24 protein-coding genes are annotated in these 21,715 nt (G+C 60.2%); 3 read left to right on the plus strand and 21 right to left on the minus strand.

Annotated features, from left to right (window positions below; all coding sequences use genetic code 11):
• The first annotated feature begins 9 nt into the window (after positions 1 to 9).
• The gene (locus KUL93_RS01445) at positions 10 to 1,155 is read left to right on the plus strand and encodes a C40 family peptidase (RefSeq protein WP_217125348.1); all 1,146 of its coding nucleotides are present in this window, start codon (positions 10 to 12) and stop codon (positions 1,153 to 1,155) included.
• Positions 1,156 to 1,182: 27 nt separating this feature from the next.
• Here KUL93_RS01445 and KUL93_RS01450 read toward each other — a convergent pair whose 3' ends face one another.
• The 19 genes from KUL93_RS01450 to KUL93_RS01540 form a co-directional block, all read right to left on the minus strand.
• Entirely contained in the window at positions 1,183 to 2,358 is a 1,176-nt protein-coding gene (locus KUL93_RS01450) for an acyl-CoA dehydrogenase (protein ID WP_217125349.1), read from the minus strand.
• Between the two features lie 13 nt (positions 2,359 to 2,371).
• Positions 2,372 to 2,842, minus strand: coding sequence for a DUF1850 domain-containing protein (locus tag KUL93_RS01455; RefSeq protein ID WP_217125350.1), 471 nt, complete (start codon positions 2,840 to 2,842; stop codon positions 2,372 to 2,374).
• Between the two features lies 1 nt (position 2,843).
• On the minus strand, positions 2,844 to 4,967 hold the full coding sequence (locus KUL93_RS01460; protein ID WP_217125351.1) for a TRAP transporter permease: 2,124 nt from the start codon (positions 4,965 to 4,967) through the stop codon (positions 2,844 to 2,846).
• Between the two features lie 32 nt (positions 4,968 to 4,999).
• On the minus strand, positions 5,000 to 5,959 hold the full coding sequence (locus KUL93_RS01465; protein ID WP_217125352.1) for a TAXI family TRAP transporter solute-binding subunit: 960 nt from the start codon (positions 5,957 to 5,959) through the stop codon (positions 5,000 to 5,002).
• Positions 5,960 to 6,010: 51 nt separating this feature from the next.
• Complete coding sequence (locus KUL93_RS01470) at positions 6,011 to 7,267, minus strand: CaiB/BaiF CoA transferase family protein (RefSeq protein WP_217125353.1); 1,257 nt, start codon at positions 7,265 to 7,267, stop codon at positions 6,011 to 6,013.
• 2 nt (positions 7,268 to 7,269) lie between these two features.
• Positions 7,270 to 8,031 carry a uracil-DNA glycosylase family protein gene (locus tag KUL93_RS01475; protein ID WP_346731612.1) on the minus strand — a complete coding sequence of 254 codons (762 nt, stop codon included), beginning with the start codon at positions 8,029 to 8,031 and terminating at the stop codon, positions 7,270 to 7,272.
• 47 nt (positions 8,032 to 8,078) lie between these two features.
• The gene (locus KUL93_RS01480; RefSeq protein ID WP_217125355.1) at positions 8,079 to 8,798 is read right to left on the minus strand and encodes a dienelactone hydrolase family protein; all 720 of its coding nucleotides are present in this window, start codon (positions 8,796 to 8,798) and stop codon (positions 8,079 to 8,081) included.
• A 55-nt stretch (positions 8,799 to 8,853) separates the two neighbouring features.
• Positions 8,854 to 9,264, minus strand: coding sequence for a DUF2237 family protein (locus tag KUL93_RS01485; RefSeq protein WP_217125356.1), 411 nt, complete (start codon positions 9,262 to 9,264; stop codon positions 8,854 to 8,856).
• A gap of 6 nt (positions 9,265 to 9,270) precedes the next feature.
• Positions 9,271 to 9,708: a DsrE family protein gene (locus KUL93_RS01490; RefSeq protein ID WP_217125357.1), complete on the minus strand. Its 438-nt coding sequence runs from the start codon at positions 9,706 to 9,708 to the stop codon at positions 9,271 to 9,273.
• Between the two features lie 23 nt (positions 9,709 to 9,731).
• The gene (mobB, locus tag KUL93_RS01495; protein ID WP_217125358.1) at positions 9,732 to 10,361 is read right to left on the minus strand and encodes a molybdopterin-guanine dinucleotide biosynthesis protein B; all 630 of its coding nucleotides are present in this window, start codon (positions 10,359 to 10,361) and stop codon (positions 9,732 to 9,734) included.
• 14 nt (positions 10,362 to 10,375) lie between these two features.
• Positions 10,376 to 11,401, minus strand: coding sequence for a formate dehydrogenase subunit gamma (locus tag KUL93_RS01500; protein WP_217125359.1), 1,026 nt, complete (start codon positions 11,399 to 11,401; stop codon positions 10,376 to 10,378).
• A gap of 13 nt (positions 11,402 to 11,414) precedes the next feature.
• Complete coding sequence (locus KUL93_RS01505; RefSeq protein ID WP_217125360.1) at positions 11,415 to 11,633, minus strand: hypothetical protein; 219 nt, start codon at positions 11,631 to 11,633, stop codon at positions 11,415 to 11,417.
• A gap of 15 nt (positions 11,634 to 11,648) precedes the next feature.
• Positions 11,649 to 12,284 (minus strand): formate dehydrogenase FDH3 subunit beta, encoded by a 636-nt coding sequence (gene fdh3B / locus KUL93_RS01510; RefSeq protein WP_217125361.1) that lies wholly within the window; start codon positions 12,282 to 12,284, stop codon positions 11,649 to 11,651.
• 15 nt (positions 12,285 to 12,299) lie between these two features.
• Positions 12,300 to 15,188: a formate dehydrogenase subunit alpha gene (locus KUL93_RS01515; RefSeq protein ID WP_217125362.1), complete on the minus strand. Its 2,889-nt coding sequence runs from the start codon at positions 15,186 to 15,188 to the stop codon at positions 12,300 to 12,302.
• 46 nt (positions 15,189 to 15,234) lie between these two features.
• The gene (locus KUL93_RS01520) at positions 15,235 to 15,456 is read right to left on the minus strand and encodes a hypothetical protein (protein WP_217125363.1); all 222 of its coding nucleotides are present in this window, start codon (positions 15,454 to 15,456) and stop codon (positions 15,235 to 15,237) included.
• A gap of 19 nt (positions 15,457 to 15,475) precedes the next feature.
• Positions 15,476 to 16,084 (minus strand): TorD/DmsD family molecular chaperone, encoded by a 609-nt coding sequence (locus KUL93_RS01525; RefSeq protein WP_217125364.1) that lies wholly within the window; start codon positions 16,082 to 16,084, stop codon positions 15,476 to 15,478.
• Between the two features lies 1 nt (position 16,085).
• A complete protein-coding gene (locus KUL93_RS01530; RefSeq protein ID WP_217125365.1) occupies positions 16,086 to 17,708 on the minus strand; it encodes a 4Fe-4S dicluster domain-containing protein in 1,623 nt (540 codons plus the stop codon).
• A 171-nt stretch (positions 17,709 to 17,879) separates the two neighbouring features.
• The gene (locus KUL93_RS01535; RefSeq protein ID WP_217125366.1) at positions 17,880 to 18,374 is read right to left on the minus strand and encodes a DUF3306 domain-containing protein; all 495 of its coding nucleotides are present in this window, start codon (positions 18,372 to 18,374) and stop codon (positions 17,880 to 17,882) included.
• A complete protein-coding gene (locus KUL93_RS01540; RefSeq protein WP_217125367.1) occupies positions 18,371 to 18,904 on the minus strand; it encodes a DUF3305 domain-containing protein in 534 nt (177 codons plus the stop codon). The genes KUL93_RS01535 and KUL93_RS01540 overlap by 4 nt, the downstream gene beginning before the upstream one ends.
• Positions 18,905 to 18,967: 63 nt before the next feature.
• Between KUL93_RS01540 and KUL93_RS01545 the strand changes: the two genes are divergently transcribed.
• A complete protein-coding gene (locus tag KUL93_RS01545; protein WP_217125368.1) occupies positions 18,968 to 19,789 on the plus strand; it encodes a formate dehydrogenase accessory sulfurtransferase FdhD in 822 nt (273 codons plus the stop codon).
• A gap of 43 nt (positions 19,790 to 19,832) precedes the next feature.
• On the opposite strand, the gene KUL93_RS01550 is transcribed toward KUL93_RS01545, so the two are convergent.
• Together KUL93_RS01550 and KUL93_RS01555 are read right to left on the minus strand one after the other, a co-directional pair.
• On the minus strand, positions 19,833 to 20,093 hold the full coding sequence (locus tag KUL93_RS01550; RefSeq protein ID WP_217125369.1) for an accessory factor UbiK family protein: 261 nt from the start codon (positions 20,091 to 20,093) through the stop codon (positions 19,833 to 19,835).
• 10 nt (positions 20,094 to 20,103) lie between these two features.
• Positions 20,104 to 21,384 (minus strand): AmpG family muropeptide MFS transporter, encoded by a 1,281-nt coding sequence (locus KUL93_RS01555; RefSeq protein WP_217125370.1) that lies wholly within the window; start codon positions 21,382 to 21,384, stop codon positions 20,104 to 20,106.
• On the opposite strand from KUL93_RS01555, the gene KUL93_RS01560 reads away from it, so the two are divergent.
• Positions 21,383 to 21,700: a hypothetical protein gene (locus tag KUL93_RS01560; protein ID WP_217125371.1), complete on the plus strand. Its 318-nt coding sequence runs from the start codon at positions 21,383 to 21,385 to the stop codon at positions 21,698 to 21,700. The genes KUL93_RS01555 and KUL93_RS01560 overlap by 2 nt on opposite strands.
• Positions 21,701 to 21,715: the final 15 nt, after the last annotated feature.

Below are 21,715 nucleotides of genomic sequence, written 5' to 3' on the forward strand. Positions count from 1 at the left end.
CATCGCGCAATGACCGCGATCCGTCCTCTTGCGCTCTTGGCGCTCCTCGGTGCGCTCTTTACCCTATCGGCTTGTAGCACGGTAGGCAATAACCGCTCATGGCTGAGCGCAGAGCCCTACACCGTTGCCTCCGAAAACGCTTCCGAGGAGGCTGAGGAAAATGGTGAGGAGGCGGAAGAAAACGACGCGCTCGACGGGTGGCTTCAGGCGCTTGCCTATCGTTCGCCGAATTATGGATTCGAGCTGCCGCAACGGGAAAACCGTCTGCGCGAAGCGCTCAAGACCGCTTTCGATCTGCAAGGCACCCCGTACCGCTCAGGGGGCACGAGCGCGCAGGGGCTCGATTGCAGCGGCCTGGTGTGGGTGGCGTTTGCAAGCGCTGGCATCAAACTGCCCCGCTCGTCACAGGAGCAGTTTCATGCGACCGAACGAATCACGCGCGAAGCGTTGCGTCCCGGTGATTTGGTTTTCTTCAAAACCGGGCGAAACAAAAAGCGCGCGGTCGATCATGTGGGCATCTATATCGGCAACGACCAGTTTCTCCACGCGCCGCGCCGTGGCAAAGAGGTCACCGTCGCCTCGATGAACGAAGCATACTGGACCGCTCGATTTGTCGGCGCAGGGCGGGTTCCCGGTGCCACTGCCGAGAACATCCCGTCCGAGGTCGTTGCGCCCCCCCTGAGCACCGAGCGCACCGTGGGCAAAACCGAAGTGGCAGAGGTAGCTACCCTTCCTTCAACCCACCCACATCAACCGCCGGCCACGAACCAACCGAAAGAGCTTGCCTCGAACCAAATTCGACGCGCCGCGGCGACGCAACACCCCGCTGCCCGCCAAAACGCTACCGGCACCGCGAGCCGAGTCACTGCACAGCTTGCGCATAACGTAACCGCGCAAAAGGAAGCGAGCAAAAAGGTCAAAGAGCCACAACGAACCCTACCGGCTAAAGCGCTGGCTACAGCAGCAAAGCAGAAAGAACGTACTGGGAAATCGGTAACCGCTACGGCAAAAACCCCAGAGGGCGCGCGCAACATAAAGCGCGTACTGAGCGAAACGGCATCGAACAAACCCGCTACGCGCAGCGAAACCGTCAAGCGGACTCAGACGAGCAACAAAAAAGAAGCGGCGCTCACGCCGACCACCGCTTCCCGCTGATTTTCCCCTCCGGCGCAACCGCTTGGGTCAAAACGCGGCGATCCCCGTTTGCGCCCGCCCCAGAATGAGCGCGTGGATATCGTGCGTCCCTTCGTAGGTATTGACCACCTCGAGATTGACCAGATGGCGAATCACGCCGAACTCATCCGAAATTCCGTTGCCGCCCAGCATGTCACGCGCCATTCGGGCAATTTCGAGCGCTTTGCCGCAGGAGTTGCGTTTGAGCATCGAGGTGACCTCCGGCGCCGCGATCCCTTCGTCTTTCATCCGCCCCAACCGCAAGCACGCCTGTAACCCGATTGCGATTTCGGTTTGCATATCGGCCAACTTCTTCTGGATGAGTTGGTTCGCGGCAAGCGGCTTTCCGAACTGCTTGCGATCGAGCACATACTGCCGCGCGGTATGCCAGCAAAATTCCGCTGCGCCCAGAGCGCCCCAAGCGATGCCGTAGCGCGCCGAATCGAGGCACGTAAAAGGGCCACGCAACCCGCGAATCTCCGGAAAAACGTTCTCTTCGGGGACGAACACCTCATCCATCACGATCTCACCGGTGATCGAGGTTCGCAACCCCACTTTGCCGTGAATCGCCGGCGCGCTCAACCCTTTCAAGCCCTTTTCGAGCACGAAACCGCGAATGGTGCCGGCGTCATCTTTCGCCCAAACGACGAAGACGTCGGCGATCGGACTGTTGGTGATCCACATCTTGCGGCCCGTCAAGCGATACCCCCCCGGGACCGCGCGCGCCCGGCTCTCCATACTGCCGGGGTCGGATCCGTGGTTGGGTTCGGTAAGGCCGAAACAGCCAACCCACTCGCCTGTGGCTAACTTCGGGAGGAATTTCTGCCGCTGCGCTTCGGTGCCAAAGAGATAGATGGGTAACATCACGAGCGAACTTTGTACGCTCAACATCGAGCGAAAGCCGGAATCGATGCGCTCGATCTCCCGCGCGATCAGACCGTAGCTCACCGCATTCATCGCGGCGCACCCATACTCGGTAGGCAGCGTGCATCCCAAAAGCCCCAGTTCCCCCATCTCGCGGAAAATCGCACGATCGCACTTCTCTTCGCGAAACGCTTCACGCACCCGCGGCTGCAAGCGCTCCCGCGCGTAGCGCGCTGCGGTATCGCGCGCGGCGCGCTCCTCATCAGACAACTGGTTTTCCAATAAAAATGGATCTTCCCAACAAAAAGGGCGATAGCTCATCGATCGGCTCCCATTAGGTGCTTTTTTGTTCCCCGCGACACGGCGCGATCTCCATACGCCAAGCAGATACCGACGTCATCGGAGCCTGCTCGGCATCCAAACGGCTTGCCGGTGGCAACAACGCACGACAGCCGCTTCCTTCGCCACACCATTCATAGGGCGCGGCAAAGGAAGAGTGGGTCAAAACCACTTTCGGCAACAGCCGGTTGGGGCGATAGACCCAAACACCGTGCTCAAAATGGGCCTCCGGTGGCGGTTCCATGCCCGCACCGCTACCCCGCACGCGTGCCGCAAGCAGACGCACGCCACCGGGTTCGGCCGTGTACGCCTCTTCCCACCAGCTCTTTTCGATGGAATGGCGCCAACGCAACGTCCCCGCTGCTCCCAATACCTCCAGAATCGGCGCCGAAGGGGCGTGCGGCGACGCGTCACGCGCCCCCGAGGCACCGAATGCCGCCCAGGAGAGGCAAAGCAGCCAAGCCATGTTATCCATTCAACCCGATCTCGCGAACGATGAGCAGCCCGGCCGCAAAAATTCCTGCGAGATCGGCAACCCACCACGGTACCGCCAGAAGAAGCGCCGCCGCTACGGCCAAAAGCCGCTCCCACCAAGCAAGGGAACCACCACCCTTACGGGTACCGATGATCGCGTACCCCCAACACCCTACCGCGAACAGGGCGCGCACGATCGCCCACAAAACGGCCCACCAGGCTGGGTCGCCTTGCAACATCAACGCAGGATCATAAACGGCAAGATACGGAACGACAAAACCAGCGGCCCCCAGCTGAAACGCTTTGAGACTGGTAGGTAACGGCGGGGATTTCGCGATGCTCGACGCGGCATACGCCGCGAGCGCCACAGGAGGGGTGAGATCGGCCATCAGGCCGAAATAAAAGACATACATATGGCTGACGATGAGCGGCACCCCCAACTCGAGGAGCGCTGGCGCCGCGATCGCACTCACGATGATGTAATTGGGGATCGTCGGGATCCCCATCCCTAAGACGAGACAAATCAGCATCGTCAAGACGAGCGCCAGGAACAGATGCTGCTTCCCGACAGAGAGGATATAACCCGCTAGCGACGTAGCAGCACCCGTCAGCGTCAGTACGCCAATGATCACCCCGACGATCGCACAAGCCACCCCAACGGGTAACGCCTGCATCGCTCCGACGATGAGACTCTCACGCACCCGATGCAACGTGTTTCGTCCCTCACGACGCCAAAAGAGCACCACTCCCAACGCGGCCAGGAGCAGCAACACCGGCAAGACGCCCCAGCGCACGACCAGCGCTCCCCAAACGCCAACGGCAATCCAGAAGAGGTATCGAAACGCTTGCCGCGAGACCATCGCCGCCACAGCGGTTCCCAAGACGAGCACCGCGGTGAGGGCCAACCCTGCCATCCCCGCATACATCGGGGTATACCCCGCGAACAATAACCAAACAAGCCCAACGAGCGGCAACACCAAATACCACCGGGCGCGCAACGCTTGCCACGCGTTGGGGCACTCCTTGGGCGCAAGCCCCGCTAAGCCGCGTCGCTTCGCTTCCAGGTGCACCATCCAGAATACCGTAGCGAAATAGAGCAGCGCCGGCACGATCGCCGCACGGACGATTTCAGCGTAGGGTACGCCGATGTTTTCCGCCATGATGAACGCGACCGCCCCCATCACGGGTGGCATCACTTGCCCACCCATCGACGCGGTTGCTTCTACCGCTGCGGCAAAAGTCGGAGAAAAACCGCCGCGTTTCATCAATGGGATCGTGAATTGTCCGGTCGTCAAAACGTTTGCCACCGCTGAACCGGAAATCGTCCCCATCAACGCCGACGAAAGCACCGAAACTTTCGCGGGGCCGCCCGCTGCGCGACCCACCAACCCCAACGCCACCTCGTTGAAGAGTTGCACCATCCCGGCCCGTTCCAAGAATGCGCCGAAGAGGATGAAGAGAAAGATATAGGTCGCGGAAACGTAGATCGGAATTCCGAAGATCCCCTCAGCGCCGAAACTGAGCTGCTCGACCACCTGCTGCCATGCATAACCGCGATGGGCCAGCGCCCCAGGCGCCCACTGACCAAAGAGCGCGTACGCCAAGAAGAGCGCGCAGAGCAGGGGCAGAGGCCAACCCAACACCCTTCGCGCGGCCTCGAATACCAAGATCAAGAGCGCGACGCCAACGGCAAGATCGGCTTGGGTCGGATCTCCGGCGCGCAGAATCAGATCGTGTTCGAAAACCCCATAATAGAGAGCCAGAGACGCTGCAACGAGCGCCAGAAACAGTCCACCGATCCCACCGCCCCGTACCGGCGCTGCCGCCTCGACAACACGGCGGCGCGCCGGATAGAGCAGAAAAGTAAGGACGAGCAAAAACGCAACGTGCCACTCCCGAACGAGTTGCGACGACCAGGGATGGAACGCCGCGACCAGCAGTTGATAACACGAAAACGCAAGCGCGACTCCACCCACCAACCAGCGCCAGCCGCGGGCAAGTGCCGCAAGGCGCGCCACCGCTTCCGACTCTTCGGCGTGGGGCACATGAGGGGGTGCGGCACTCGGCTCAACCGCCCCACCCTCAACCGCCTTACCCGTATCGCTCGTTTGACGCATCGCGTCCCCCACGCTCTGTCACACGGAGGGGATCAGCGCAGCACACCCCGTTCGCGGTAGTAACGGGCCGCTCCCGGATGGAGCGGAGCGGGGGGATTTTCTGCCGCCCGTTCGAGCTGAACCCCTTTTGCGGCACTGTGCGCTGCGACCAACGCCTCGAGATGCTCGAAGAGCGCTTTGGTGATTGCATAGACCAGATCTTCTGCCACGCCGTCATGGGTGGCAAGATAGTTGCGGATGGCTACCGTCGATACCGGCTCACTCTGCCCTTCATAGGTTCCCGCTGGAATGGTCTCCGGTTGGAAGACTGGGTTGCCGATTTTCGCCACCACCGCTTCGGGAACGGGCACGAGCACGATCGGTAGCGCCGCGCCCAAGTCGCGCACCGCGGCCACACCCAAACCGGCGGAGATCAGAGTCGCGTCGAGTTGACGATTCTTCATCAACTCCACCGATTCGCCGAACGAGACATATTCGACTTTCCCCAACTCCGCGTAGGAGAACCCTGCTGCCTGAAAGATCGTTCGGGCGTTGATTTCGGTGCCGCTGCGGGGCGCACCCACCGCAACCCGTTTCCCTTTGAGATCGGTCAGAGAGCGAATCCCCGAATCTTTACTGGCGACGATCTGAATGTAGTTGGGGTAGATCGCCGCCAGGGTGCGCAACTGTTTGAGCGGCGTTGGGAAACCGGCCTCAGCATCACCACTCCATGCGTAAGCGAACGTGTCCCCCAACGTAAACGCCACCTCTCCCCGCCCTTTCGCAAGCAGGTTGAGGTTCTCGGCAGAGGCCTTGGTGGCTTGGACATTCACCTTGGCATTGGGCAGTACTTGGCCAACGACCTGAGACAGCGCAACACCAAGCGGATAATAGACACCGCTCGTTCCCCCCGTGAGGATCGTCACGAAGGTTTGACCCTGCGCTTGAGCGTGCCACGCAACCGGCAACAACAGGGTTGCGAGCGAACTTTGCAAGAATTCCCGTCTTTTCATCGCTGTCTCCTTTGGTTGTGGTAAATTTTTTTGATTGCTAATTAGGATAACTCAAATCACCCCTTTTTGGCGCAACGCGGCGATTTCAGACGCGTCATACCCCAGCGAACGGAGCACGTCATCGGTGTCGGCGCCAAGAAGCGGCGGCGCGTTCCGATAAGTAACAGGGGTTTCGGAAAAGCGAATGGGATTGGCCACCTGTGGAACTTCACCCGCAAGCGGATGGGGCAACATGCGCTTCATTTCACGATGAACCACTTGGGAATCGGAAAAGACCGCAGCAAGATCGTTGATCGGCCCACAAGGCACGCCGACCGCTTCCAACGCCCGGATCCAGTACGCGGTTGGTCGTCTGCGCGTCTCCTGCGCGATGAGCGGAATCAAGAGGTCACGATGGGCAACCCGCGCCGCGTTGGTGGCAAAACGGGGTTCCGTTGCCCACTCGGGGTGCCCCAGTTGCTCGGCAAGCCGCGCAAATTGCGCGTCGTTCCCCACCGCGAGGATCATGTGGCCGTCGGCGCTCGGAAAATCCTGGTACGGGACAATATTCGGATGGGCGTTGCCCAGCCGCTGCGGTACGCTACCGGAAACGAGATAATTGAGCGCCTGATTCGCCAGACACGCCACCTGAACATCCAAGAGCGCGAGGTCGATATGCTGACCCCGTCCCGTCTGCGCACGCGCGGCAAGCGCCGCAAGAATCGCGACCGTTGCGTACAACCCGGTGAGAATATCGGTCAGCGCAACGCCAACCTTCATCGGGCCGCCGCCAGGCTCGGAATCGGGGCGACCGGTGAGGCTCATCAACCCACCGAGCCCCTGGATGAGAAAATCGTACCCAGCGCGGCCCGCATACGGCCCGGTTTGACCAAAGCCGGTGATCGAACAGTAGATGAGGCGCGGATTGCACGCGGCCAGTGTCGGGTAGTCGAGGCGATACGGCGCAAGCCCGCCTACCTTGAAATTCTCGACCACCACGTCCGCGCGTTGTGCCAGCCGATGAAGCACCGCTTGCCCTTCGGGCTGCGTAAAATCGACCGTCACTGAGCGCTTGTTGCGGTTTGCGCAGAGGTAATAGGCCGATTCCCCTGTTGCTCGACCCTCCCGATCGCGCAACCACGGCGGCCCCCAGTGGCGGGTATCGTCACCACGCCCAGGACGCTCGACCTTGATCACCTCCGCCCCCAGGTCGGCCAACAGTTGGGTCGCCCACGGTCCGGCCAGAATACGGGAGAGGTCGAGCACGACCAATCCCGTCAAAGGCCCGCTGCGACACGCGTCGGGATCGGTCACAGAACCGTTCGCCATGGTCACCAGATCCCTGCCGCTTCGAGTTGCGCGATGGCCTGCGCCGCCCAACCCCGGTTCGCCGCCGAGCTGGCCGGGCTGGGATGCAGCATCGTGACGACCTTGGGCATAGGCATCGCCTGCGCCAGCGGATCGGGTTGTTCACCGCTTCCTGTCGGCAAGGCGGCCGTTTCACCCCCCTCGGTGCGCACAAGCGCCTGTGCCGCCCGTTTCGCCGCCCATTGCCCAATCCCAACCACCCATTCGGGTTGCAACAACGAGACCACCGCGCGCAGATAGGCGTCACACTGCGTCAAGAGCGGCTCCCGCACCGCAGCGGGCAGTCTGTCCGGTGTGACGTTGCGCCCGTTCGCCAAGAACGCCAACGGACAGTAGTTGAGGACGAAATGGTCGGCGAAAAAGCGCTGCGGCGTGCCGAACCGTTCGGCGAACAACCCCCAAAGGCGCTGCCCAGAAACTTCGCGACGCGGACAGGCAAACCCGAGCACCGGTTTTTTCGGATCTTGGTTGGGCGGCGCATCCACCGGCGCGACGATACCCAACCAGTCGCGAACACTCGGAACGTCCCCAAACGGAATCCCGGTCTGGACCATCCCGAACGGTCCCGGATTCATGCCGACGAAGAGCACCCGTTTCCGACCGCTGCCATAGCGACTTAGGTACGCTTCGTGCGGCGCCCACGCATAGGTGAGCGGCGCATAGACATGGGTGATCGTCGGTGCGTGGGCGGCAATCGCTGCCGCATCCGACCACGGCAGCGTCATGTTCCGAAAACAGTGGGTGAGCGCAACGAGCGATGGTTCCTCAGGCGTCACGCAAAAAGCTCCGCCAAAAAGTTCTGCATCGCTTGCCACGACCGGGCATCGGCTTTGGCGTCATAGACTGTGCCAAAACCTGGGTCGTTTGCCTCCGGATTGGTAAAGGCATGCATCGTGTGGCCGTAGGCGTGGAGCTGCCAGTCGGCCCCCGCGTCGGTCATCTCTTTGGCAAAAGCGAGAACGGCCTCCGGTTTTACCATCGGATCGTCCCAGCCGTGCAACGCGAGTACCTTTGCCGAAATTTTGTTGCCCGCGGTATTCCCGGGCGGGGTAAAGAGTCCATGAAAACTCACCACCCCTTTGACCGGCGCACCGACCCGCGCAAGATCGAGCACCGAAAGCCCACCGAAACAGAAGCCGATCGCTGCGATTTTCTCCGGATCGACTTCGGGCTGCACCGCCAACGCATGAATCGCCGCTTGCAACCGTTTTTGCAGCAGCGCGCGATCCTGCACCAGGGGGGTCATCAGCGCTGCATTCTCCTCGCGCGATCGCCCCAACACCCCTTTGCCATAAACGTCCATCGCAAACCCGACGTACCCCAATTCGGCAAGGCGCTTGGCCTTGTCGATTTCGAACGCGCTGCGGCCTGCCCACGCGTGCGCCACCGCAACCGCCGGGCGCTTGCCGTGCGCGCGATCATCCCACGCCAGGATCCCTTCGAACGTTTTGCCATCGACCACGTATTCGATCGCGCGTGTCTGAATGCCCATCTTTCCCTCCTTCCAGTGTCATGAAAAACCCGAAACGGACCGCGACACCCACCCCTCAACCGGGCCACGCGTGGGCTACGAGCAGATCGTACGGCACAGAGTCGAGCACCGATTGGTCGGTTGCTTCGAGCACCACCGGCGGCGCGACCCCAGCCTCGAGCGCCTCGATCCAGCGCCAAAGACAGACACACCAGCGGTCGCCTGCTTTGAGACCCGGAAAACGCCATTCGGGGCGCGGGGTGATGAGGTCGTTACCCCGCTGTAAAGAAAATTGGAGAAACGCGTCGGTGACGCGCACACAGATGGTGTGCGCCCCGGGATCTTCGGGGTGCGCACAGCAGTGGCCGTTGCGCGTAAAACCGGTGAGCGGCGCAAACGAACAGGGCGCCAATGGCTTGCCGAGCACATTGACACCCAGGACCACGGGGGGTTCGGTTTCGGGGTATTCCGCCATGAGCGGAATCATACCCGATCACGGCCGAATGTAGGCGTACCCCTCTTTTGCCTGTAACCGCGCCACTTCGGCAACGCCACTGGGAACGATCTTCGCTTCCATCGCGACCTTCTCTTTGGGGATTTTGAATGCCGTCAGCGTGTTGTTGCAGACGCGAAACTCAACGCCACGGCTTGCCAACGCGCCGATCCGCTCCGCGAACGGTTTCCCGTTTGGGTCGACCGCATCCTCCAAAAGGAATTGGACCCCCGCTTTACCGTTTGCGACGACGACGATCTTGGCCGAGGGATCGGCGTCGAGGTGGTTACTGATGTTGTTGAGCCCACGCGCGGCCTCTTCCACCCCTTGGGTGAAATGGTATACCGCTTTCACCGGTTCGTCGGCGCGTGCTGTTGGGGCCAACGCACCCAGCGCGACGGTAGCAAGCAACGCCTGCACAAAGGTTCTTTTGTTCATGGGTTCTCTCCTTCGGGATCGATTCAACGCGTGAAAGGCGCTTTCATTTTCACCGTAACGGTGCTACGCCTGATGAGATCGACTACAGCCATGGCTATCGCATCAGGGTTTTCCAATGGTAGCATCAATCGATTGCAGGATAGTTTTGCGCGCAGATCGGGTGTCGTGGCCACAGCGAAAACCCAAGTGTCTTCTGGCCAGAGGGCAGGGCCAAAGGTCTCACCGCGCCAGACTTCTACTTTCGGAATCGCCGCTCGTTTATAGCCTTCGACCAGTACGAGATCACAAGGGCGCAAAGCAGCCAACAATTCGGACAGCATCGGCGCTTCGGTCTGATTTTGATTTTCATAAATCACCGCCCAGCGGCGCGGCGATGCAACCACGACCTGCCGCGCGCCCGCATGGCGATGGCGCCAGGAATCTTTTCCGGGATGATCGATATCGCTCATGTGATGGGCGTGTTTCACGACAGCGACGTTCCACCCTTTTGCTGTCAGTGCCGCAACCACCTGAGTGACCAATGTCGTTTTACCGCTACCCGACCATCCCGCAAAGCCGATCACAGGCGCCCCGTTTGGCGCACGCACTAGGGGAACGGTGTGGTGACCGCCGTCTGGTTTTTCCTCCGATGCAAAAACCCCAGCGGCAGCCATCCACTCGGTCGCTCTCATTGCCGCCGTCCCGTGATCTCTTGATACCAGACCGCGTGGTGTTGTTTGGCCCACGCTTCGTCCACGTAGCCGGTCTTCATCCCCTCAAGCGACCCTTCCGACCCGATCGTTCCGATATAGATGTGGCCAAACGCCATCGCGATCATGAAAAGCGCTGCCGAGGCATGGAAGATATGCGCCAGTTGCATATCTTGGCGGGTCTGACCAAAGAGCGGGAAATCGAGGATCAGGCCGGTCACCGTGATCGTAAGCCCCAGCACGGTCACGCCCACCCAGAACCAAAATTTCTCACCAAAATTGAAGCGTCCAGACGGGATCTCTTCACCGGAGAGTAAGCCGCCGAACTTCTTCGCCCAAAGCCAATCGACGCTGGTGAAAAGATTGTCTTTTGCCCAGCGCACGATCATCAACACCAAAAAGAACCCAAAGAGAGGGCCTGTATAGTTATGGACATTCTTGGCTACCCACAAAAGCGCGGCATTGACCGAAGTACCGAAGATCGGCTCGATGAGATGCTTACCAAAGAGTAGGCTCAATCCGGTGAGTGCAAGCAGCACAAAGCTGATCGCCACGACCCAATGAACCAAGCGCTCGTAGACCGTAAAGCGAAGCAGCTTCCTTCCCGTCGTAGGCTCATGGAGCTTGATCGTCCCCTTTACCAAATAGAAAAGGGTGATCGCCACCATCACGGCGAGAATCAACCATCCGCCCCACACGGTAATCGGGCCATTACGGATCTGCCGCCAGGTGTTTCCCTCGGACTGGATGAGGACGTTTGCTTCCGGCGTCTGAATCGAAGTCACCCCCGGCGCATAGAGCGAACGCCGAACGCCGTCATAAAAGGCAGCCGCGTTGTGGCCTTGCGGAACAACCATTACCGCTGGCGCTTGCGGATCGATCCGTCCGCCGCGGTAGCTCCCAACCTCTGCTCCATACGCAGCAGTCACCATGAGGAGCGGCACGAGAAGGGCCGCGGTGCAACGCCCCACCCTCCGCATCCAGCACGCAATCAACCGGCTCATCGTACGTCCTCCTTCACTGGACGCGAACGTATTCGTTCTGCCCCTTCATCCGGGTGCTTACTGCCGCTTCCCAAGCCGAACGGTTCCCCGCAAAGGGCGGGGTCGCGTAGGGTGGCGGATCGCTTGCCGCGGTGCTCACCCCGGGGGTGTAGGTTTGCGGTTTTTCAGTACAAGCGGTAAGCAGCAACCCAGTCAGCCCGCAAAACAGAGCGACGATCTTTCGATTGCACATGACCTTCTCCTTTCTTCACGGCTTTTCAGGCGCATGGACGCGCTGTCCGCGCTGTGCTTGTTTTCCGTCGCCATACGCAACCCGCCACCCCCACAGTTCAGCGCCATAACCGCGGCGCAACACCCGCTCCCGCATGATGTCGGAGAGCACTTCGGCATCTCCCGCGATCAATGCTTTGGTCGAGCACATTTCCGCGCAAAGCGGCAATTTGCCTTCCGCCAGACGGTTGCGACCATACTTTTTCAACTCCTCCTCGGAACCGTTCTCGCCAGGCCCGCCGGCGCAGAACGTGCATTTGTCCATCTTGCCGCGCGCAGCAAAAGCGCTCGCTCCATTGGGGAATTGCGGCGCACCGAAGGGACAGGCGTAGAAGCAGTAGCCACACCCGATGCATTTGTCTTTGTCATGCAATACCAACCCCTCTTCGGTTCGGTAAAAGCAATTGGTGGGGCAGACCGCCATACAAGGGGCATCCGAACAGTGCATGCACGCCACCGAGATCGATTTCTCGCCCGGCTGGCCTTCGTTGAGCGTCACCACGCGACGCCGTTGGATTCCCCACGGCACCTCATGTTCGTTTTTACATGCCGTAACGCACCCATTGCAGTTGATGCACCGTTCGGCGTCGCAGACGAATTTCATTCGCGCCATCGTTGAACTCCTTCGTTATGCCTTTTTGAGGCGGCAAAGCGTCGTTTTCGTTTCCTGCATCATCGTCACGACGTCATAGCCGTAAGTGGTCGCGGTATTGACCGCTTCGCCGCGAACGATTGGATGGGCCCCTTCGGGGTAGAACGGCAACATGTCCTGCCCCATCCAATGGCCGGAGAAGTGGAACGGCAGGAAGACCGTGCCAGGAGGAACGCGGTGGGTCACTCGTGCCTTGACTTTGATCCGCGCACCCGTCGGGGTTTCCACCCACACCCATTCGCCGTGTCGCACGTTGGCGTTGTTGGCGTCGCGCGGGTTCACCTCGACATACATCTCCTGCTGCAATTCAGCAAGCCACGGGTTGGAGCGGGTCTCTTCGCCCCCACCTTCGTACTCGACCATCCGCCCCGAGGTCATGATGATTGGATACTCTTTGCTGATCTCCTTCACCTGCTGTTGCAAGGTCTTGAAGAGCGTTGGCAACCGCCAGAATTTCTTATCCTCATGGGTCGGATATTTGTCGACCAGATCGGGACGCGGCGAATAGATCGGCTCGCGATGTTTGGGCACCGGATCGGGGAAATTCCAGACCACGGCGCGTGCCCGGGCGTTGCCAAAGGGAAGGCATCCATGGTTCTTCATCACTACCCGGATGATCCCGCCGGAGAGATCGGTCTTCCAGTTCTTGCCTTCAGCCGCCTGTTTCTCCGCGTCGGTCAATTCGTCCCACCAACCGAGCTGCTTGAGGAGTTTGTCGTCGAACTCAGGGTGCCCGCCTTGGATGCTCGCCCCCTTGGGATGGGAACCCTGGGCAGCCAGCAGCGAAACCCCGTTGCGCTCAACCCCAAAGTTGGCCCGGAAACAGCCGCCGCCTTCCATCACCGGCTTCGACGTATCGTAAAGGTTCGGAGTACCGGGGTGTTTCATTTCGGGCGTTCCCCAGCACGGCCAGGGCAGACCGAAATATTCGCCGTCGCACGGCCCCCCGTTGGCACGCAACGTCTTGACGTCGAAGGTGTGCATGTACTTCATGTGCAGCTTGATCCGTTCCGGCGAGATGCCCGAATAGCCGATCGTCCAGGTGCCGCGGTTGATCTCGCGCAGGATGTCCTCGACGTTGGGCTCGTCCCACCCGCGGGCGTTTTGCGTCACCTTGATGTTTTTGCACAGTTCGTTCGCAAAGCCAAATTTTTTTGCGAACGCGTACATGATCACGTGGTCAGGCTGGGATTCGAAGAGCGGTTCGATCACCTTTTCCCGCCACTGCACGGAACGGTTCGACGCGGTGCAGGAGCCTTCGGTCTCGAATTGCGTCGCGGCCGGTAGGAGATAGACGCCCTCTTTACGCACCATCGCTGCCATCGCTGCGGTAGCCGAAGGGTAGGGGTCGATCACGACCAAGGTATCGAGCCGCTTCATCGCTTCGATCATCTCTTTGCCGCGCGATTGACTGTTGGGCGCATGCCCCCAAAAGACGACCGCTTTGAGGTTGGTGGGCTGGTCCATCTTGGCCGGATCTTCCATAACGCCGTCAATCCAGCGCGAGACGGTGATTCCCGGCCGCTCCATCAGCTCTTTGGAAGCGAATCGCCCTTTCATCCACTCGTAGTCGACGCCCCAAACACGGCACCAATGCTTCCACGACCCTTCCGCGATGCCGTAGTACCCTGGCAGCGAATCGGGATTCGGCCCCACGTCGGTTGCCCCCTGGACGTTGTCGTGGCCGCGGAAAATGTTGGTGCCGCCGCCTGATACCCCGACATTGCCCAGCGCCAGCTGGAGGATGCACATCGTGCGCACGATCGCGTTTCCCGTCGTATGCTGCGTCTGCCCCATGCACCAGACGACCGTTGAGGGGCGGTTTTCCGCCATCACTTTTGCGATCATATGGACTTGGTCATCGGAAACCCCGGTGACCTCTTCGACCCGCTCAGGGGTCCAATATTCGACCTCCTTGAGCACTTCGTCCATGCCATAGACGCGTTCGGCGATGAACTTTTTGTCTTCCCAGCCGTTCGCAAAAATATGGCGCAAAACCCCATAGATCAACGGGATGTCGCTTCCCGAGCGGATCCGGACGTAGTAATCGGCTTTGGCGGCGGTCCGGGTAAAGCGCGGATCGACGACGATGATCTTTGCGCCATTCTCTTTCGCATGGAGTACGTGCAACAACGAGACCGGATGTGCTTCCGCAGCATTGGAGCCGATAAAGAGGATCGCCTTCGAGAATTGCATGTCGTTGTAGGAGTTGGTCATCGCCCCGTAGCCCCAGGTGTTCGCAACCCCAGCTACCGTGGTCGAATGGCAAATCCGCGCCTGATGGTCACAGTTGTTGGTGCCCCACATCGAAACGAATTTGCGCAACAGGTACGCTTGTTCGTTGTTGTGCTTGGACGACCCAACCCAATAGACGCTGTCGGGACCAAACTGCTCGCGCAGCTTCAAAAGGCGGGCGCTGACTTCGTCGAGCGCTTCTTGCCAGCTGATCCGCTTCCATTTACCGTCCACGAGCTTCATCGGATATTTCAAGCGATGTTCGCCGTGGCCATGCTCGCGAACACTGGCCCCTTTGGCACAGTGGGCGCCGAGGTTGATCGGCGAATCGAAGACCGGCTCTTGACGGATCCAGACGCCATTTTTCACCACCGCATCGATCGCGCACCCCACGGAGCAGTGGGTACAAACGGAGCGCCGTACCACTTCCCCGCTTGCCGGGTTGACTGCCTGGGTGGTCTGCGCTTCGGCTGGCGCAACCCACCGACCAGACCGGGCACCGAGAAAAGTCACACCAGCAGCTGAGGCCAATCCCGCTCGTTTCAAGAACTCGCGCCGCGACACCATCGGCGTGGCGAGGCTGCGCGCAGACCCAACCGTGGCATTGCTTACCCTTTTCTTGGTCAACATCCTAGTTCTCCTTGTTCACTCTCGCTGTGCGCCTGATCCCGTCCCATCACATGCGTGCGGTTCGAAAATATTTTTTCTGATGCTCCGAAAGCGACGCTTTGCGCGCGGCAGGGGGCAACGCTTCATTGCCCACTTGTGCGGCTTCGGCAGATAGCGCTGCGACGAACGTTCCACCGCCAATCGCCGACGCACCGAGTGCTCGGAAAAAGCGGCGGCGATCCGCGTCGATCAATGGGTGTGTTTCGCGGTTGGTTTTCATCGTGCCCATGGGTAACTCCTTTTCTTCCTCACACGTCCAGTTCCCAGTAAAAAGCTTCCAACGTCAAAAAGGCATCGAGCAGCTCTGCGAGTGCACGGTACCCGCCAGCATTGGGGGCTTCGGCAAGGGCAGTAGCAAATCGCCCCGCCCATGGCCAGACGAACCGAACGAAAAAGTCACGTTGTGCCGTTTCGTCCCGCTGCGCGATCAAGTGGGTCATCACTTCGAGCACCGCCGCGATGTGATCCTCGGGCTCACTGATTTCCGCACGTCGGCGCAACCCTTTTTCAGCCCACCAGGAGCGGAGTTCTGCAAGCGGCTCTTCCATCATGAACCCCGTCAGATAAAACGAACCGTACGGGATCACTTCGGGGCGAGAAACACCGTAGAATAGCCGTTCGTATTCCTCTGCCCAGACTGCCGGCGGTTGGGTCTCCAAGGCTTGCGCGAACTGGCGCCAAGCCGTCACGAGGCGTGTCGTTTCGTCACCACTCCCCCCGTAATGAGCGGCCAACCGTTTTGCTGCTTCCATCAACTCAGGGCTGGGTGGTTCAGCCAGCAAAGCGCTGAACATCGCATAGTGTTCGACCCGCGCCTGCACGACTTCATCGACGACGAAAGCGTCCTTTGCCGTCATCTCAAAGCTCCCAAATGCGAACGGGGTCGGTTTCGCGGAACTGGGCTTTGACGCGGCAATCGGCACAGAGCCGCAAAAGAAGCTGACGATCCGATTGGCCGAAAAGGGGATGCGATTGGAGCGTGGCCACCATTTTGTCGAGCACCGATCGAGGACCTAGAACCGCGCCACACTCGGCACAATAGGCTGGCTCCGACTGCTGCAGGATCACCGCTTGGTTCGCTTCCTGGGTGGGATTCCAGCGCGGAGTCAGTTCGATTGCCTGCTCCGGACAGGTGTTGGCGCACAGCCCGCATTGCACACAACGCGCCTCCGTGAATTGAAGCCTTGGGGTATCCCCCCCCGCCTGCAACGCTTGTGTGGGACAAACCCCAGTACAGGCGAAACAGAGCGTGCACCGATCCGAAACGGCCACAGCGCCCCATGGAGCGCCTGACGGTAATGGCACGGGCCCATCGACCTGACGCTCGGCTGCAAGCTCGGCAAGCGCATCGCGAATCAGACGCATCGAATCGCTTTTTTCCGTTTGCAAGCGAAAACGGAACCGCCCCGGCAAGACATAGGGAGTGAGGGGTGCCGCAAAACGCTTCGCGAGCGCTTCCGGTGTGGTTTCGCCAACGATCGCTACCCGCTCCGCTGCAGCCGGATCACCGAGCGCCTCGAACACTGTTTGCACCATCGCGGCGGCACATAAAAGTGCCGGTTTTTCCCTCTCGGTAGCGCTCACCAGCACAACCCGCGCAACGCCGCGCAAAAGGGCATAGAGCAACCACTCTTCGTTGAAAATCGTGGTTCGCCAAATCGGCAGGGGCAAAAAGTGGTCGGGTAACTCCCCACCTTCGGCCTGCCATTGCGCCAAGGCGCCACGCCATCGTTCGTCGTAACAAAGGAGTGTACACGGAGACGCATCGGCCCACGCGTCGAGCGCGGCTGAGAGCGCGGCCGACCAATCGGCTGGGCGTGGGTATTGAAAACGCACGGCACCGGTGGGACAAACCCCGACACAATCCCCGCACCCTTGACACCAGTAAGGGTCAATGGCGACATGATCCCCTGACGGTCGGATCGCTTGCGTGTCACAGACCGCAAGGCAACGAGAACACCCCTCGATCCGATTCCGTGCATGCGCACAGAGCGCCGAGGAGAAGCGCACGTAACGGGGCTTTTCCCACTCCCCGATGAGCTGCACGAGTGCCAGTGCTGCAAGAGCCTGATCGAGCGGATCGCTGCCTGGAGCAAAATAGCCCACCGGCAATTCAAAACCGGACCAGTGCGGCGTTGCCTGCAGATCGAGAATCAAGTCACAGGCAATCTCACCTTGTTCATCACCGCATTCCCACAGAACGCGGTAGGCGCCTGCATGCCCTTCGATCGCCACGCGATCCACGGGAAGCACCAAGGCGTCGGGGTGGGCCGCGCGCAACGCGGCAAGGCGATGATGGGTGGTTGCCAGAACAATGAGGGCACACGATTGCTGAACGCGCTCCCCCCAACCGAACGCAACTTCAGGATCCCCAATGATCGCCAGACGATTGCCTACTGTAAATTCGAGTGCGGGAACCGGTGCGAACGAGGGAAGCGCCGCAATCGCCGCCAAAGCGCGTTCGCGAGGCAAATTGCTCATTCTCCGCTCTTCCCCTCCCTAAGCACAAAAATAGCGACAACTGGAACGCCTCTGAGAGAGGAAGGCAACGGATGCGGTGCACATGGGTGGTCTCTCCGTTGTGATCGATGATTATCGTTTGCTTGGTACTATAGACAAGGAAAAATTGAACTTCAATTTTGAAATTTTGAATCAAGAAGCTTTTGTGTTCACAAAAAGATAAGGAGAAACGAACCGAGCTGTCTCTTCAATAGGCTGTGATCGGTCTTTCGCTTCGTCACCATTGAGTTTCTGCGCTTCCGTTTCCACGGGGAGCGGTGCCATTTCTTCGTCGTCTGGTGAAGCAGAGCGCGTATCCCCCCCATCGTGGCTCTGCTCTTCTTCGCGATGCAGACCAGAAGTGACGTTTTGCCATTGGACGAGCGCTCTGGCCTCGTCTTCGCTCAGCAGTGGATCTTTCGTGACATCGATGAAATCGCTGTCAAGCCCGTCCGGCTGGCCAAATGCCCCCGTGGCCCAGAGGCGCTGCAATGCTTCCTGGCGAACCGCTTCTGGCACCTCCGATGCCAAGAACGGCGTCAAATCACCGTCCGGCGGTAGCGCGGCAAGCGTTGCACGCCAGCGGGCGACCGCTTCACTTTCGTGCGTTAAGCGTTTGCGTTGTGCCCAACCCCGCCAATCGATCATTCGTCGCCATCCTTCTCCTCGTCTGTCGACCGCTTGAGTATTCCCAGTGGGTCGTTGCGCCTCACCCTACGCTTGCGCTCCGGTCGATAGTGCGCCAATGCAAACCCCCGCAGCGGATCCCATAACGGTGAAGGCAATGGGCACGATTCCACCCATTCACCACCGTCCATCCAGCGCGCGGCTTCGTTTTGACTCACTGTCAAATGGCGCGGCGTCGGCCAGCTTTCGCCCTCGTCGCAGCGCAGCAACACAAAGAGCATCGGTTGCGGCGCCGTGACGTTGAGATAGATCCCTTCGGCTTCCGCTGGAAAGATTCGCAGTGGCAACGGCCCCATCGCAAAACATTTGCGCCTGGCATCGTCATAGAGCACCGCAACCGTTCGCCCCCCCACTTCCGAGCGCGACGTCCATGAAAGACCTTCTGGCATAGCAACGTGAAACGCGGTCACCTGCCAGCTCCCGTCACTCCACGGTGTCTGACTGGAAACCCATTCGAGCACTACGTAACCCGATAATTCGATCGCTTCCATATTACCCATCGTAATCTGAGGCACGTTAGAATGCAAGACCGTCGATTGCGCAAGGAACCAACGATGCGGAAACCCAAACCCCTTCTGAGCAACGCCCAGATCCCCCTCACCCAGACGATCACCGCCTGGGATGAATCGGGTACGCAACGGGAAATCGCCATCGCCGCGGAGCGCCCCTTGACCGTGTACGTGAACAAACGAGAGCTCGTCACCTTGATGACGCTTGGCGCTGCTCCGGAGGCATTGGTGATCGGCTACTTACGCAATCAACGGTTGGTCGGTTCGCTCTCCGAGATCACGTCGGTCCAGGTCGACTGGGAGGTCGAAGCGGCAGCGGTCTGGCTTGCGGAGTCTGTCGCACTCGAATCTGGTCGTCTGCAGCAACGAACCGTCACCACCGGCTGCGGCCAGGGAACCGTTTTCGGGTCGATCATGGAAGCGGTTGACGCCGTGTCCTTACCGAAAACCGCTCCGATTCACCACGAAACCATCGGCGCGCTCCTTGAAGCAGTGCGTCTGCACCCCACGCTCTACAAGATCGCAGGGGCGATCCACGGTTGCGCCCTCGTTGCCGTGAACGGAACAGAGGTAGCGATTCGGTATTACGTGGAAGATGTCGGCCGTCACAATGCCGTCGACACGATTGCCGGTTGGATGTGGCTCGACGACATTCCAGCGGCAGGTCATGTCTTCTACACCACCGGCCGGTTGACCTCGGAGATGGTGCTCAAAGCGGCGCTCATGGGCATCCCGATCGTCGTCTCACGATCTGGGATATCGGCAATGGGATACCACGTTGCCCAACGTCTGGGTATGACGCTGATTGGGCGTGCCACCGGGCAACACTACCTGATCTATACCCACCCCGAACGAGTGGCGCGATGACCCGGTTAGACCGTCACCGCACCTACTGAGAACAGGCGCTTTCTCAACTCCCTTCGCGCTCGACATCGCCCAGTTTGGCTTCGAGCTGCGCAACCCGCTCATGCAGCCGCGCCGTCTCTTGCCGCAAATGGTGGAGACTCTCGCGCAGCGCCTCGAACTCTTCCCGCGTAACCAGCTCCATGCGCTCAAAGAGCGACGCCATCAAGAGCTTTGCGTTCTTTTCGAAATCGCGCAGCGGACTCGTCTCCGCAAGCTCACGCAATTTTTGCGCCACTTCGTCGAAAGCCGGGGGTTTCAGGACCATCGCTTCATCCTCATGGTGTATTTCGATCGCCATTTACTATAGCACGTCGCCACAACAACCCCACCAGCGCCATACCCGGCAACGCCAGGAGAAAGCAGAGCACGAAAAAATGGGGCCACCCCAGCGCCTCGACGAGCATGCCGGAAAAGGCATTGACGATGCTACGCGGCGCGGCGGCAAGCGAGGTGAGGAGCGCCAGTTGCGTCGCGGCATACGCGGGGTGGGTCTGCTGCGCGACGAACGCAACGAGCGCCGTGGTCCCCAAACCGGCAGCGAAATATTCGGCTGCGATCACCGCCGCCAACGCCGCAAGCCGCACCGCATCGCTTGGCCCGGCATCCAACAACGCCAGTGCCCAATAGCCGAAAATCGTCACCGCTTGTGCCCAGCCGAACCACCACAACGCAGGGACGATCCCCAAACGGATCATCCAAATCCCGCCCACCAGGCTCCCTGCGATGAGCGGCCAGAGCGCGGCGTGCTTCGCGATCAGCCCCACTTCGCTGAGCGAAAATCCCATCGCGAGGTAAAATGGCGTGGCGAGCGCGGTTGCCAACGCGTCACCCAATTTGTACGCGAAGACCACCGCAAGCGTCAGGAACGCAGCCGCATGTCCTTCACGGCGAAAAAACTCGCGAAAGGGTTCGACTACAGCGGCACGCAACGAAGCGGGCGCTGCCTCCTCGCCATGCGCCAAGGGCACCCGCCAAAGGGCCAAAACCACGCCCGGCAGCAGAAATGCCGCGGTGAACGCAAACACCGCAGGCCACGGCCAATCTTCAGCCAAAATGAGCGCCAACGAGCCCGGGACGAGTCCCGCCACGCGATACGCATTGACGTGCACCGCGTTGCCAAAACCCAGCTCGGCATCAGATAGGAGTTCCCGCCGGTAGGCGTCGAGCACGACGTCGAGTGTTGCACTTCCCCAAGCGATCGCAACGAGCAGCGTCACCACAAGCGGCAGCGAAGCCACAGGATCGACCTGACCGACGCCTGCGATCGCCGCGGCAACGCCCAGCGAAAGGACCAGTATCCACCCCCGTCGACGCCCCAATCGCGGCCAAAGCGCCCAGCGGTCGAGCACCGGTGCCCAAAGAAACTTCCACGTGTACGGTAGTTGAATCAGGGAAAGCGCACCGATCGTCGCCAAACTGACCCCCTCTTGCTGCAACCACGCGGGCACGAGCTGCAGCAGAGTATAAAGCGGCAAACCGGACGCAAAGCCGGTGAGCACACACGGCAAAAAGTGGTCTACAATGCGGCGGATGACATTTGGAGGGAGATTGACCATGAGCACTACCGTCACCGTCCGCTTCGCAGTCGACCGCGAATACACCTTCGATTTGACCGACAATGCCGTTGCGACGTTGGAACCCGATGCGGCGCGCAGCTGGCTTGCCCACCAGATGGACGCACTCGAATGCGACATGCCGAACAAGATGGGCAAGATTCTTGCAGCCGATATCGCATTGGCGCTTGCGCACTGCGCGGGCGAATCGCTCTTTGCCGAAGGTGGCGAATGGGCCCAGTGCTACGCCCAAGCCGTTGCGGCGATTTTCGATCGTCCGGTGGTGTTGGTAGACGTCGACCAAAACCGCATCGGCTAGCCCCTAAGTGCGCAC

Source organism: Hydrogenophilus thiooxidans (assembly GCF_019049855.1).
Lineage (GTDB): Bacteria > Pseudomonadota > Gammaproteobacteria > Burkholderiales > Rhodocyclaceae > Hydrogenophilus > Hydrogenophilus thiooxidans.

What these genes read in the sequence shown, in the direction of transcription:
- KUL93_RS01515 (WP_217125362.1), bottom strand. Translation starts at nt 15,188, where the DNA reads ATGTTGACCAAGAAAAGGGTAAGCAATGCCACGGTTGGGTCTGCGCGC.
- KUL93_RS01470 (WP_217125353.1), bottom strand. Translation starts at nt 7,267, where the DNA reads ATGGCGAACGGTTCTGTGACCGATCCCGACGCGTGTCGCAGCGGGCCT.
- KUL93_RS01540 (WP_217125367.1), bottom strand. Translation starts at nt 18,904, where the DNA reads ATGGAAGCGATCGAATTATCGGGTTACGTAGTGCTCGAATGGGTTTCC.
- KUL93_RS01550 (WP_217125369.1), bottom strand. Translation starts at nt 20,093, where the DNA reads ATGGTCCTGAAACCCCCGGCTTTCGACGAAGTGGCGCAAAAATTGCGT.
- KUL93_RS01485 (WP_217125356.1), bottom strand. Translation starts at nt 9,264, where the DNA reads ATGATTCCGCTCATGGCGGAATACCCCGAAACCGAACCCCCCGTGGTC.
- KUL93_RS01560 (WP_217125371.1), top strand. Translation starts at nt 21,383, where the DNA reads ATGAGCACTACCGTCACCGTCCGCTTCGCAGTCGACCGCGAATACACC.
- mobB (WP_217125358.1), bottom strand. Translation starts at nt 10,361, where the DNA reads ATGGCTGCCGCTGGGGTTTTTGCATCGGAGGAAAAACCAGACGGCGGT.
- KUL93_RS01545 (WP_217125368.1), top strand. Translation starts at nt 18,968, where the DNA reads ATGCGGAAACCCAAACCCCTTCTGAGCAACGCCCAGATCCCCCTCACC.
- KUL93_RS01455 (WP_217125350.1), bottom strand. Translation starts at nt 2,842, where the DNA reads ATGGCTTGGCTGCTTTGCCTCTCCTGGGCGGCATTCGGTGCCTCGGGG.
- fdh3B (WP_217125361.1), bottom strand. Translation starts at nt 12,284, where the DNA reads ATGGCGCGAATGAAATTCGTCTGCGACGCCGAACGGTGCATCAACTGC.
- KUL93_RS01475 (WP_346731612.1), bottom strand. Translation starts at nt 8,031, where the DNA reads ATGACGCTGCCGTGGTCGGATGCGGCAGCGATTGCCGCCCACGCACCG.
- KUL93_RS01520 (WP_217125363.1), bottom strand. Translation starts at nt 15,456, where the DNA reads ATGGGCACGATGAAAACCAACCGCGAAACACACCCATTGATCGACGCG.
- KUL93_RS01555 (WP_217125370.1), bottom strand. Translation starts at nt 21,384, where the DNA reads ATGGTCAATCTCCCTCCAAATGTCATCCGCCGCATTGTAGACCACTTT.
- KUL93_RS01450 (WP_217125349.1), bottom strand. Translation starts at nt 2,358, where the DNA reads ATGAGCTATCGCCCTTTTTGTTGGGAAGATCCATTTTTATTGGAAAAC.
- KUL93_RS01530 (WP_217125365.1), bottom strand. Translation starts at nt 17,708, where the DNA reads ATGAGCAATTTGCCTCGCGAACGCGCTTTGGCGGCGATTGCGGCGCTT.
- KUL93_RS01445 (WP_217125348.1), top strand. Translation starts at nt 10, where the DNA reads ATGACCGCGATCCGTCCTCTTGCGCTCTTGGCGCTCCTCGGTGCGCTC.
- KUL93_RS01490 (WP_217125357.1), bottom strand. Translation starts at nt 9,708, where the DNA reads ATGAACAAAAGAACCTTTGTGCAGGCGTTGCTTGCTACCGTCGCGCTG.
- KUL93_RS01500 (WP_217125359.1), bottom strand. Translation starts at nt 11,401, where the DNA reads ATGAGCCGGTTGATTGCGTGCTGGATGCGGAGGGTGGGGCGTTGCACC.
- KUL93_RS01460 (WP_217125351.1), bottom strand. Translation starts at nt 4,967, where the DNA reads ATGCGTCAAACGAGCGATACGGGTAAGGCGGTTGAGGGTGGGGCGGTT.
- KUL93_RS01525 (WP_217125364.1), bottom strand. Translation starts at nt 16,084, where the DNA reads ATGACGGCAAAGGACGCTTTCGTCGTCGATGAAGTCGTGCAGGCGCGG.
- KUL93_RS01465 (WP_217125352.1), bottom strand. Translation starts at nt 5,959, where the DNA reads ATGAAAAGACGGGAATTCTTGCAAAGTTCGCTCGCAACCCTGTTGTTG.
- KUL93_RS01505 (WP_217125360.1), bottom strand. Translation starts at nt 11,633, where the DNA reads ATGTGCAATCGAAAGATCGTCGCTCTGTTTTGCGGGCTGACTGGGTTG.
- KUL93_RS01480 (WP_217125355.1), bottom strand. Translation starts at nt 8,798, where the DNA reads ATGGGCATTCAGACACGCGCGATCGAATACGTGGTCGATGGCAAAACG.
- KUL93_RS01535 (WP_217125366.1), bottom strand. Translation starts at nt 18,374, where the DNA reads ATGATCGATTGGCGGGGTTGGGCACAACGCAAACGCTTAACGCACGAA.